The organism is Rhabdochromatium marinum, from assembly GCF_016583795.1.
GTDB classification, from domain to species: domain Bacteria; phylum Pseudomonadota; class Gammaproteobacteria; order Chromatiales; family Chromatiaceae; genus Rhabdochromatium; species Rhabdochromatium marinum.
On the sequence record NZ_NRRS01000104.1, the window covers coordinates 1 to 11,379 of the forward strand.

The 11,379-nt window shown below is 59.1% G+C and carries 11 protein-coding genes and 2 pseudogenes; 9 read left to right on the forward strand and 4 right to left on the reverse strand.

The genetic code is table 11. The features are described 5' to 3' along the window. Nucleotides 1-69 precede the first annotated feature (69 nt). From CKO36_RS17655 to CKO36_RS20560, 3 genes and pseudogenes are all read right to left on the reverse strand, one after another. Nucleotides 70-1,485 carry an MFS transporter gene (locus tag CKO36_RS17655; RefSeq protein ID WP_200286221.1) on the reverse strand — a complete coding sequence of 472 codons (1,416 nt, stop codon included), beginning with the start codon at nt 1,483-1,485 and terminating at the stop codon, nt 70-72. Further along, the gene (locus CKO36_RS17660) at nt 1,475-2,101 is read right to left on the reverse strand and encodes a TetR/AcrR family transcriptional regulator (RefSeq protein ID WP_200286223.1); all 627 of its coding nucleotides are present in this window, start codon (nt 2,099-2,101) and stop codon (nt 1,475-1,477) included. Before CKO36_RS17660 ends, CKO36_RS17655 begins: the two co-directional genes overlap by 11 nt. A 53-nt stretch (nt 2,102-2,154) precedes the next feature. Further along, nucleotides 2,155-2,448 (reverse strand): annotated as a pseudogene (locus CKO36_RS20560) (transposase); the annotation flags it as partial. Between the two features lie 353 nt (nt 2,449-2,801). On the opposite strand from CKO36_RS20560, the gene CKO36_RS17670 reads away from it, so the two are divergent. From CKO36_RS17670 to CKO36_RS20565, 3 genes and pseudogenes are all read left to right on the forward strand, one after another. Beyond that, nucleotides 2,802-4,976: a methyl-accepting chemotaxis protein gene (locus tag CKO36_RS17670; RefSeq protein WP_200286225.1), complete on the forward strand. Its 2,175-nt coding sequence runs from the start codon at nt 2,802-2,804 to the stop codon at nt 4,974-4,976. 51 nt (nt 4,977-5,027) lie between these two features. Next, complete coding sequence (locus tag CKO36_RS17675) at nt 5,028-5,273, forward strand: site-specific integrase (protein ID WP_242469714.1); 246 nt, start codon at nt 5,028-5,030, stop codon at nt 5,271-5,273. 46 nt (nt 5,274-5,319) lie between these two features. Then, a pseudogene (locus tag CKO36_RS20565) lies at nt 5,320-5,620 on the forward strand (transposase); the annotation flags it as partial. A 71-nt stretch (nt 5,621-5,691) separates the two neighbouring features. Here CKO36_RS20565 and CKO36_RS17685 read toward each other — a convergent pair. Further along, complete coding sequence (locus CKO36_RS17685) at nt 5,692-6,981, reverse strand: alpha/beta hydrolase family protein (RefSeq protein WP_200286227.1); 1,290 nt, start codon at nt 6,979-6,981, stop codon at nt 5,692-5,694. A gap of 431 nt (nt 6,982-7,412) precedes the next feature. On the opposite strand from CKO36_RS17685, the gene CKO36_RS17690 reads away from it, so the two are divergent. From CKO36_RS17690 to CKO36_RS17715, 6 genes are all read left to right on the forward strand, one after another. Then, entirely contained in the window at nt 7,413-7,664 is a 252-nt protein-coding gene (locus CKO36_RS17690; RefSeq protein ID WP_200286229.1) for a type II toxin-antitoxin system Phd/YefM family antitoxin, read from the forward strand. Then, nucleotides 7,661-7,915: a Txe/YoeB family addiction module toxin gene (locus CKO36_RS17695; RefSeq protein ID WP_200286243.1), complete on the forward strand. Its 255-nt coding sequence runs from the start codon at nt 7,661-7,663 to the stop codon at nt 7,913-7,915. Before CKO36_RS17690 ends, CKO36_RS17695 begins: the two co-directional genes overlap by 4 nt. 472 nt (nt 7,916-8,387) lie before the next feature. Then, nucleotides 8,388-9,026 carry a hypothetical protein gene (locus CKO36_RS17700; protein WP_200286231.1) on the forward strand — a complete coding sequence of 213 codons (639 nt, stop codon included), beginning with the start codon at nt 8,388-8,390 and terminating at the stop codon, nt 9,024-9,026. 86 nt (nt 9,027-9,112) lie between these two features. Then, the gene (locus tag CKO36_RS17705; protein ID WP_200286239.1) at nt 9,113-10,234 is read left to right on the forward strand and encodes an ImmA/IrrE family metallo-endopeptidase; all 1,122 of its coding nucleotides are present in this window, start codon (nt 9,113-9,115) and stop codon (nt 10,232-10,234) included. 82 nt (nt 10,235-10,316) lie between these two features. Then, nucleotides 10,317-10,598, forward strand: a complete 282-nt coding sequence (locus CKO36_RS17710) for a hypothetical protein (RefSeq protein ID WP_242469716.1) — start codon at nt 10,317-10,319, stop codon at nt 10,596-10,598. Nucleotides 10,599-10,768: 170 nt separating this feature from the next. Beyond that, nucleotides 10,769-11,083, forward strand: a complete 315-nt coding sequence (locus CKO36_RS17715) for a hypothetical protein (RefSeq protein ID WP_200286241.1) — start codon at nt 10,769-10,771, stop codon at nt 11,081-11,083. Nucleotides 11,084-11,379: the final 296 nt, after the last annotated feature.

Here is an 11,379-nt window from a genome sequence, read left to right on the forward strand (position 1 = left end):
GGCTCACTTCGATGGTGATCTCTTCGCCCGAACGCCGAACAACCGTGGCCATGATCGCTCCTCGCCTCATCATTTACAGAGGCTTAGAGCATACTCCTCGAAATAACATCTTGTCGAGGCCGCACCCAGCGGCACCATCAGCCCGGCCGTCAGTGCATGGCGGAAGGCCGACTCCGTCATACCGTCGAGCCCGGAAAAGAAGACCGCACCGGTCAGCGCCACGCCCAAGGCGCCGCCCACTTGCTGGACTGCCTGTAGCAACGCCGACGCAATCCCGGCCTCGGTTGCGGCCACCGGCTCGAGCGCCAGATGGAAGAGCGGCCCGACTGCCATGCCGAATCCCAGCCCGGTCAGCCCCAGGCATGCCATGACAATCGGTTGCTGAGCCAAACCGGTAAATCCCGGCACGGCGGCTCGCAACAGGGCCAGCCCCGTCACCGCGATTCCGGCGCCCAGTACAAGGCGCAGCCGGTCGGAGAGGCCCCGCATGGCCGGGGCGAGCATGGAGGTGACCATGATGCCGAGCGACAGGGGAAAGGCCGTCAGACCTGACTGCCAAGGTGAAAACCCAAACCCCGTCTGAAGGAAGAGTGCGAGGATCATGAAAAAGCCTGGCAGACCGGCAAAGAACAGGCCGACACCGATCCCGAACCACGCATATTCACCCGCCTCGAACAGCGACAGCGGTAAAAGCTGACTCTGCCCACGCCGAGCGCGGCGGCGTTCCCACCAGATGAGTGCGGTGAGCGTCGGCAGGGCGACGATCATCATCGCCCAACCCCAGAGCGGCCAACCCCATTGATGGCCTTCGATCAACGGTACCAGGATCAGCAGCAAGGCAAGAGCCGCCAGCACCGTGGCGACAAGATCGAAGCGGATGCGGGGATCGCCCTCGGCGTGCGGCAGAAACCGCCACAACAAACCGCCGAGCATCAGCGCAAGCGGCGGATTGATGAGAAAAATCACCCGCCATCCGAACCCCCAGAGGTCGTGCTCGACCAGCCATCCCCCGGCCAATGGTCCCATGACCGAGGCGAGGCCAGCCACGAGGCCGAAGACCGCAAAGGCAGTGGTGCGGCTCTTGCCTTGGAACATCCGGTGCGCAAGCGCCATCGTTTGAGGCGAGACCATGGCCGCACCCACGCCCTGCGCCACGCGGCCGAGTTGCAGCCATGCCATCTCGGGGGCCAGCGCGCAAAGGAGCGATGCCGAACCAAAGACCATCAGCCCCGCCAACAAGACCCGATCAGGCCCAAGCCGGTCCCCAGCTCGGCCGCAGGGGATCAGTCCCAGCGCGTAGGTCAAGATATAGCCTGAGACCAGCCAGGCCAGGGCGGCACTCTCGGCGCCCAAATCGCGTTGGATGGAGGGCAGCGCCACGTTGATGATCGTGACGTCCAGCAGCACCAGGAAATTGACCGCCGCAAGCAAGCCTAACGCCACCCAAGACCGTCGTTTCGTTGAGGAAAGCGCCTCAGTCGGCATCGGAGCATTCCCTCGACTCAGGGACGAGCAGCGAGCGCTCGATCTCGTCCACCACCGGCCAGAACATCGCCAACCCCTTCGGCCCGCGCGGGCCAAAGGACGCCAATGCGCCGGTGATCATCAACGCGGCGGGTAACGGCTGGACTGTCGCGCGGAACACACCCTGGCTGCGGCCGATGGCGAGGATCTCCGCATAACGCCGACACCAGTCCTGGGTGAAGGCATCGAGTATCTCCGCAACCTCCGGTTCTGCAGTCGCGACCTGGGTGAGCTGGCCGAAACAGGCCGCCAACTCCGGCCGATCGCGCAGACTGTCGTGATAGGCCCGAACCTCGGCCCGCAACTGCGCAAGGGCTGGGCGCTCGGCGTCAGGCCCGGGAGGCAGCAGGGCCAGAAAGGCGTCCCGGCTCGTTTCCGCCACCAACCTGACCAGCGCGGTCTTGTTCGGCACGTGGAAATGCAGGGTCGAGATGTTGATGCCAACTCGCTCGGCAACGCTGCGGGTGCGCAGCGCGGCGTAGCCCTTTTCCAAGATCAGGGCACGCGCGGCCTCCGCGATCATCTCGCGGCGGTCATCCTTGCGAATGTACTGTTGGGTCGGTTTGGTATCTGACATGAATCAATCATATGATTGATTTATATTTCATGCAAATCTCATCCCAATACATCTTCCGTCATCACAAACGAATGAAAGCGCTCCTGCCAAAGATGCCCACGCCAGCACGCCAGCCCTCTCTGAAATTGATCCTACGCGTGTATTGGCAATGCGCCTTGCCCAGCGCGTCACGCAACCCAAACTCATCGGCTGGCACCAAGATTGAGGTACACATGATTCGGCATAAAACAGTAGGCCAGGGTCTGTGTGCCACAAGATCGGCAGGATGCCGACAGCAAACGCCGATACTCGGCATAGTCCTCATCGCAGAAAAATGTCCGCTGTCGTCGATGACCGCGCTGGGTCACATGATGCGGAAGCCCAGGGACAACCGTTCTCGTCTAGGTACTTCGGTAAACTGCCCCCAGAAATGGAAATGAATGCTAGGATATTTTCATTGATACCACCGATTACGGGCAGGGGGATGCTCCGTTGGCAGGGATTCCATCGCGGATGAACGACCGAATCTGGGGCCGGATGCAATGTCACTGGCTGGGTCGATATCGATACCTGTTTTTCATCGCCAGACGGATCCGTCTGCGATCATTTCGTTTCACATCTTCAAATTGAGGCTTCGGGACCGTTCGCGCGATCGTCGCTCTATTGCCCAGGTCCGGGTACCTGTTTGCTGCAAATCATTCTGCGGGAGGGGGGGTAAGGTATGAATGTTCGCTCGTTGAGTTTCAAAATCGCGCTCTGGTCGGCGGTGTCGCTTATCCTGCTGGCCGCGACATTGACGCTCTATTCGGTCTGGACCCTGAAGCGGCAGGTCGAGCATGAGCGTGAGATGGCGCGCTCGACCTCCGAGCAGCTCCTACTCGATGGGGCCAAGGTGAGGGCCAAGGAGGTCGAGGACAGCATCATGCGCGCCCTGCAGTCAGCTCGGGTCATGGCGCAGACATTCAGCACCATGGCGGGCCAGGAGACGGCTTCAGCGGCCGACAGAGTTGCCCCAACCCTGTTTCCCGAGGGCGATACGGCAGATACGCTCAGCGGATCCGAACCGGTTGTGGCAGTGGCACGCGAGCCACGCCCCGGACGTCCGTCCCGGCGCGAGGCCGTCGATCACATATTGCAAGCGGTGCTGAACGGAAATCCGGATTTTCTCGCGGTCTACACGGCCTGGGAGCCGAACGCCTTCGATGGGCGCGACGCCAACTTCGTCGGCGCTCGGGGCACGGATGCGAGCGGACGGCTCATTCCCTACTGGAGCCGTTCGACGAACGGGACACTGGGGCTAGAGCCGCTGGTGGACTATGAAACGCCCGGCGACGGCGATTATTACCTGCTCCCCAAAAAGACCGGGACCGAGCACGTCCTGAATCCCTACCTCTATCCCGTTCAGGGACGCGAGATTCTGATCACGTCACTGGTCGTGCCCATCCTAGCCGACGGACGCTTCCAAGGCATCGTCGGGGTGGATATCGCGCTCGAGCGTCTGCAGGAGGTGATCGACGAGACCGCAAAGGGGCTCTACGACGGCGTGGCCGGGATCGCGCTCATCTCGCACGATGGGACCATCGTCGCCGCCAGCGGCCGGCCGGAGATGGTCGGCAAGCCCATCTCGGCCATGCACGAGGACTGGCAGGAGGATCTGAAGGTGATCCAGGACGCCGAGCCCGCGGTCGAGGAGGACGAGGGCAATCTCATGGCGATTGCGCCCGTGCGTTTCGGTGAGGAATCCTCGAACTGGGGGATTCAACTCATGCTGCCGCTGGACTGGGTGATGGCGCAGGTGGAAGAAGCGGCATCCGAGGGACGGCGTGCCATCGGCACCATGATCGGTCTGTCGGTCGTCTGTCTCGTGCTTGGTGTAGCCCTCATGATGCTCGTCGCCGGGATGATCGTTCGCCCAATCAGCCAGCTAAGCCTGGCGGTGCGCAACATCTCGGAGGGTGATGGCGACCTGACGCGCGACCTCGACGACTCTGGAAAGGACGAGATCGCCGAGCTGGCGCGGGCATTCAATGGTTTCCAGGGCAAGCTGAGGAAGCTGATCAGCCAGCTCGCCGACGGCGGGCAACAAGTCGCCAATTCGGCCGATCAGCTCTCCGTGATGAGCGACCGCAGTGCGGACATCGTCAAGCGCCAGCATTCGGAAACGGATCAGGTCGCCACCGCGATGAATGAGATGACCGCGACCGTGGCCGAGGTCTCGAGTCATGCCAGTCAGGCGGCCGAAGCGACCCAGCAGGCGGACCAGCAGGCCGATGCCGGACGCGCCGCAGTCAGCCGATCGGTGGAGGCGATGCAGACGCTTTCGCAGCAGGTGCAATCGGCTTCCGAAGCCATCGCCCGGGTCTCCAGCAATGCTGCCGAGATCACCGGCATCCTTGATGTGATCGGCGGCATCGCCGATCAGACCAACCTGCTCGCCCTCAATGCCGCCATCGAGGCTGCACGAGCCGGCGAGCATGGACGCGGCTTCGCGGTGGTGGCTGACGAGGTGCGCTCCCTCGCGGGCCGGACTCAGAATTCCACGCGCGAGATCCAGGGGATGATCGAGCGTCTGCAGAACGGCACCCAAGGCGCCGTCCAGGTCATGGATGCCGGACAGGATCGGGCGAAGGACAGCCTGAACGCGGTGGCCGAGGCCGCCGACGCGATCGAGACCATGGCCAAATCGGTGGCCTCAGTCAAGGATATGAACATGCAGATCGCCAGCGCCGCCGAGGAGCAGACAGCGGTGGCCGAGGAGATCGATCGCAACTTGGCCACCATCGTCCAGCTCGTCGAACAAGTCTCCAGTGATGCGACGGACAGCAATCAGGCGGCTCAACGGCTCAAACAGCTCTCGACCGAGCAGAACGCGCGTCTTGAGCGTTTCAAGGTCTGATGACCTGCGGCGAACCCCATTCGCTAGTACAACGCCAGCCGTAACCGGCGCATGCATATCCGCGCGAGCAAGGGCAACAAGGATCGGTTTGTGCCGCTGCCCGATAGGACGCTGGAGCGGCTGCGCCGCTTCTGGCGGGTGCATCGCAACCCGGTGCTGTTGTTTCCCAACCGCCACGGCGGACTCCAGGCCGCCGCCTCGGCATCGACCCCGCTGGATCGTGGCGGTGTGCAGATGACGCTACGCAAGGTGGTGGAGTCCTGCGGGCTTAAAAAAAGATTACACCTCATCGCCTGAGGCACAGCTATGCCACGCACCTGATCGAGGCCGACTACCTCGCCGAGTATTCCGCACGAGCTGGGAGATGGTGCGCACCTTCACGCGCAACGATTCACAGCTCCAGGGCGAGGCCGGGGCGATTGCGGTGCTCCATACGCATTCGCGCCGCCTCGACTTCCATCCCCATGTCCATCTGGTGGTGCCGGCCGCCGCCATCGATCCGGACAGGAAACTGTGGCGCACCAAAGGCGGCAAGCGCGGCTATCTCTTCAATCATAAATCGCGGCGTCATTCAGGAGACAGACATCCTCGCCTGCAAGAACGGCCAGGTCACCTTCCGCTACCGCGAGGCCAAGAGCAAACGGTTCAGAGCGGCCTGGTCACGAGGGCAATCCAGGTCATCAGGTTTGTGCTCAAAACGAGCCCGCCCCACGGGCTATTGCAACACCCCGTCCAGCCAATCGAGAATCAGGGCCATGCCAGCGGCCATGCCCCCGACCTGGCAGTGTTGGTTGGCCTGGTGGTTGCCGAGGAATGTGAGGAACGTCTTAGGGCTCCGGAGCTTGTCGTAGAGGGCGCGGGAGTCGGCCAGAGTCAGGAAATGATCGCCGTTGGAGCCGATGACCAGGGTCGGGCACCGGATGTCCTGGACCACGTCCTTCAGGGTGAATTCCCCCCAGAACTTCATAAAATCCAGTGGAGTCGCCGCGCCGGTAGTGAACAGGCCATTCTCGATCCACCAGCGAAGGCCCACATTGTTCTCCATTTGGGCGCGAAGCTCTTGGTTGGCCGCGTCCGGGTCAGCGAGCATCTGTTTCCATGCATCAGGCGAAGGGCGCTTCGAACCATAGAGGTCGAACTGGCCGGGATTGGCAACGCAAACGGCCAGACGGTGTTCGAAGGCGGCGGCACGAGGGGTCAGAAAACCACCCATGCTGAGGCCCATGAGCGCCACCTTGCCGGAGTCGACCTCCGGGCGGCCCAGGGCGTAGTCCACCACCGGAGTGACCACGTTTTCCCAGTCATGGCGGAAGTGCAGCCCCTGCTCCAAGAGCGCAGCCCCCTGTCCCGGGCCCTCGAAGATAAGCACGTTGTATCCGCGGTCCAGGGCGAAGACGGCGGTGAAGTAGAGTTCCTCGCCCGTACCGTCAAAGCCGGTCTGAAGGAGCAGCGTCTTTTTGGGCGCGGCGCTGCGGTCGGGTTGGAGGAAGTAACCGGGCAAGGTCGTATCCTCGTACGGGATGCGGATCGTCTCCACGGGCCTCGGCATGAGCGTTGCGGCCTTCCGAAAGGTCTCGCGGCTGAGGTCCGCAGTTTCTGCGATGCGGGGATCGGACGGGTTACCGTGCAGGAAAAAGGCGGCGGTACGGTAGTAGTTGCTGGCACGCAGCAGGGCCTCACGCGCCGAAACCTTCTGTCCCTTGCCCAGTGCCCTGGTTGCGTCGGCGTGGATGCGTCGGGCGAGTCCGTTCCAGGCATTGAACCAGGAGTCGCCGTCACCCGGCACAATGGTATGGGCGGTGAAGAGGCATTCGTTGATGTCCGCGCCGCCAGAGACCGCATAGCCGATGTTGCGCTGCAACTCATAATCGAAGGTGATGTCCTCGAATACGAACACGGGCCTGGCTGCAACCGCCGGGGCTGGGCCGCCCAAGGCACAGGATTCGGTCCCAAGGGTGGCGAGGGCGAGAACGGCAACCAGGGACAGGATGGCGTTGCGGTGCATCAGCATGGACTCCTTTTCTGTCTAATGTCAGATCTTGCTTTTTGCTTCGTCAGCTGCGCAAACAATACAGCTGATCCACGCGTAATGCAGACCAACATGCTCCCCGATGTCTTTCAGAGTGTACCCGCCGCTGGCGTAGGCTGCTGCAATGGCTTGGTCTCGATCGGAGTACAGGCTGACGTACTCGGCCAGCGGCTTGGCGACGCTGAGCGAGGGGGATTTCGCTCAAGTCCCGGGCCTTCAGCACTCAATGGCTGAGTTCGCCAACGAACGCGTCCGATCCGAGAAAGACTTATTGCTTCAACTGCTCACAAGGGCCGGACGGGACGATGCCCTATGGTGACACCTGTGATGTGCGGGGCGAGCCCTTTGTTATGCGCCGACTGTCGGCGTACAATTAGTTGTACAACTACGATTAGAAGGCCAGGCCAATGAACACAATGACGTACTCCGAAGCCCGCAGCAAGTTGGCTGACACGATGGAAAAAGTATGTGATGACCATGCACCGATGATTATTACTCGGAAAAATTCCCGCTCGGTAGTGATGATTTCACTTGATGACTACCAAGCGCTTGAAGAAACAGCTTATTTGATCCGCAGCCCAAAAAACGCACGGCGCTTACTGGAATCTATTGCAGAGCTTGAGAGTGGTGGTGGCACGGAGAGGAATCTCCTCGAATAAAGCTGATTTTTGCAGAGAACGCGTGGGACGATTACCTCTATTGGCAACGCGCCGACAAAAAACTACTGAAACGGATCAATTTGCTCATTCAAGACATTCAGCGCTCCCCGTTTGAAGGGATTGGTAAACCGGAACCTTTGAAGCACGCGCTGTCTGGCTACTGGTCGAGGCGCGCAAACGACGAACACCGCATTGTTTACAAAGTCGAGGATAAATCCCTTTTCATCGCTCAACTTCGACATCACTACTGATTCTGTCTGCAGATAAAGAATAAAAGGTAGGGTGTCAGGCGCAAGCCAAGAACCGTCCCCCACGGCCACCGCGCCTGCGGCGGCTACACGTTGAAGGTGATTCGCAAGCACTTCGGCTTTTCGCATCGGCCGACTCGCTACTCGGTACAGACAGGCAAAAAACAAGACCTGACACCTCCTTCCCAGACTGCCGATCATCGCTAGCTATCGACCTCCTGTGGCGCTTGCGGCATGCAGGTTAGCGAGATCATCACGTCCGAGCAGCGCCGGGGCTGCAGGCGGGGAGATGCGCGGCGGGTGCCGTTTCTGCGGAGGAGTTGAGCCGAACCACAGTCTATCAAGGCGAATCCACGGCCTTATGCCTTCAGAGACTAAGCGTTTCCCTTGGGCAGCAGGGAGGCCAGCGTCGGGGCTTGAAAACGAAAAAAAAATGGCGTAATCTCCTGAAAACGAAATATGGAGATAATGTCCAGTGAAGCCCGAACTGATCGAGTACATCGTCAGCCGCACTCCTCTCCAGTTCTGGACCCGCGCGGTAGAGTTGCTTGAAGAGGCATTCTTCGAGGCCTATCAGCACGCCGAAACATTTGAGGAATCAGAGCGCGCACGAATCTGTGGGCAACTGCGACACTATCGTCAAAACGCTGCGATCAGAGCCGCCGGGGAAGACACCGGGTTGACCGCAGCTGCGCCCCACACAGAGCCAAAAGGTGAACGCTATGCCCTCGTCGCTTCGGAAGATATTCGATTAGGTCGAGTGGCCGTACCCTTCAATGACAATCAGCCGAGACCGGCTAACCACCGGAAAATGATCGCCGCACTGAACTCTCGACTTGAGCCCGTCAACCTATCACTTTTCGATCCTACGCCTATTCGGCCTAAAGACGGCTTGGGATGTTTGGTCGTGACGGTAAATCCGCCTCGCTTTGAACCGCAATCTACGCCTGCAGCCATTTTGATTGGGGTTCCATTCTCTAATCTGCGTGGCTGGCACCTACTGGAGCCTGTCTCTTCGATCATTGCGGCCTATCGCGAAGAACAAGAAATCAAAGTTCCAGACAATGCCTGGGCAACACTCAAAGTACAGTTAATAGAAAAAGAGAACGAGTGATGAGAGTCGGAGTCGCTGGCTTTCAGCCTGAAAGGCTATTACAAGCACGCCTTTGTCGCGGGCTAACCCAGACAGCGCTTGGCGCAATGATTGAGCGCTCTTCCTCAACTATTTCCAAGTGGGAAAAAGGCGATCAATTACCAGAAATTAAGACTCATAACCAGCTATCTTTGTGCCTGGGCTTCCCTGCCGCCTGGTTCCTGAAGCCAGTGCCTAGCTATGGCGATTTTGTGACCTTTTTCCGTAGTAATGCTTCGGTCACGAAAGAGGCTCAAAGAATCGCACTCATTCGCTTGAAATGGCTGAATGAAACGAGCCATGCAATGCAGCAATGGATCGATTGGCCATCCATCAACCTGCCCGTCATAAATAAAACGGATCACAAAACTATCTCTGATGAAGAAATTGAGCGAATTGCGCTGCAAACGCGTGAGTGTTGGAAACTGGGACTAGGACCGATCTCCGATGTTTTGCTGGCGATGGAAAACGCTGGGATTATCTGTACGCGTGAAGAACTGGGTTTTTCTCGTATGGATGGCGCTTCACGCTGGTTTGAAACAGATCAGAGACCGTATGTCTTCCTTGCAGCAGATAAGGCCAATGGGGTTCGCAGTCGCTTCGATGCTGCGCATGAACTTGCGCACCTGATTTTACACAAAAACGTTGATGGACCTGAGTTCTTCAAACGACACCCTGAACTAGAGCGGCAAGCACATTTGTTTGCGTCAGCATTTCTGTTACCCGCAGAGTCTTTCGCGGCTGAAATCACACGTCCTAGCTTGGACACATTCGTTGCACTTAAACCGCGTTGGAAAGTTTCTATCGCCGCCATGATCATGCGCTGCCGACAGCTCGGGATTGTGGATGAAAGTTACGCGACACGTCTATGGAAAAACTACAGTGCTCGTGGTTGGCGGAAAGGCGAACCGATAGATGATCAAATTCCATTCGAACCAGCTCGTTTACTACCGAGGGCGGTTGATCTCGTTGTGTCTAGAGGAGGATTGACAAAGGAATCAGTACTTTCTGCAGTCGGCCTGAGTCCGACGGACAGTGAAAGCCTGTGCGGATTGCCAGCAGGCTATTTCAGCAGACAGACCCAGGCAGCCTCTATCCATCAGCTAAAGATTAAGCGCGTAGATTCTGACCAGCATCGCGTAACGCGTGAGAATGATGGCAAGGTAATTCCGTTCCCAGATCGCCACTAATATTAATGGCTTCGGCTCCAGCAGTTTTAGGAATTATTTAGAGTACGAAAGCTCATCTTGAATGGTCTGGAATACCGGAAATTTGATTTTCGAGCCGACTCGGCAATACCAGAACGTGGCCAAGCGCTCGGGTGTCGAGAAGCTCACCCCGGCGCGTGCCCTCATCGCCGAGCTGGTGCGTCGCTACTGGGTGTTGGGCATGGAATGCAGCCTAATCGAAATCCAGAAGCTGGCCTGGTTCCTGGAGCGTGCCATCGAGCGCTGCAACCCCGGCGACAATCCGCTGAAGCTCCAGTTCGTCGCCCACAAGTATGGTCCCTATGCCAACCGGCTAGAGCCATCTCGTTACACACATCTCCGCTAATCTGGTCCTAAATCGCTGATTTATATAGATAGACGTTTTTGGGACGGTCACTCGAAATCAAGCACTTACAGACTTGTGTGTAATGGGATGGGCTAGAGCACCTGCTCAACAATCTGGATGGCAGCTATCTACATTGCGACAAGCGCATCAGCGATGCGGCGCCACTGGATGTGATCTGGTTCGATGACGCCCGCAAGGAGCGTGTGAGCCTCTACCTCAAAAGCGAGGCTAAGGAGTATGCCGAGGCCCTGGAGCTTACGGCCGCCGTCATCGACGGCTTCGAATCGCCGCTCGGCATGGAACTGCTCGCGACCGTGGATTGGCTGGTGACTAAGGAAGGTGTCGAGCCCTCCGTACTCGCCCTACGCAAAGGCTTGCGGCGCTGGCCTGGCGGTCCTGATGCGGCAGAGCGGAAGGATCGGCTGTTCGATGACCGGGCGCTAGGGATTGCGCTGGAGCGGTTGAAGCAACACGCGATGGCGTGATTTGGTGAGAAGCGAGCTTCGTGGGGGCAGGCGCGGGCAATATGCTACAAAACGAGACCTGACCCGCAGGCTGCAGCATCACTGATGCGTCTTGACTGAGTTCCGGGGACAGTGTACTCAACTGTCTTCCGCCAGGTGGAAAAGGTCCTGGGTGTGAGAGTCCCGTCGGACGGGTGCGGCCTTTGAATAATGTGATCACCCGAAACAGGCGGCACCGAATTGATCAATTCGCTGCCAAAATTGTTGCCAGCGCCCGGTCGTTTGGCTCAGCGCCCGCAGGCTGAGTACAATCCCGG

Coding starts and splice junctions, on each gene's coding strand:
- CKO36_RS17660 (WP_200286223.1), bottom strand. CDS start 2,101: ATGTCAGATACCAAACCGACCCAACAGTACATTCGCAAGGATGACCGC.
- CKO36_RS17685 (WP_200286227.1), bottom strand. CDS start 6,981: ATGCACCGCAACGCCATCCTGTCCCTGGTTGCCGTTCTCGCCCTCGCC.
- CKO36_RS17675 (WP_242469714.1), top strand. CDS start 5,028: ATGCATATCCGCGCGAGCAAGGGCAACAAGGATCGGTTTGTGCCGCTG.
- CKO36_RS17655 (WP_200286221.1), bottom strand. CDS start 1,485: ATGCCGACTGAGGCGCTTTCCTCAACGAAACGACGGTCTTGGGTGGCG.
- CKO36_RS17670 (WP_200286225.1), top strand. CDS start 2,802: ATGAATGTTCGCTCGTTGAGTTTCAAAATCGCGCTCTGGTCGGCGGTG.
- CKO36_RS17690 (WP_200286229.1), top strand. CDS start 7,413: ATGAACACAATGACGTACTCCGAAGCCCGCAGCAAGTTGGCTGACACG.
- CKO36_RS17705 (WP_200286239.1), top strand. CDS start 9,113: ATGATTGAGCGCTCTTCCTCAACTATTTCCAAGTGGGAAAAAGGCGAT.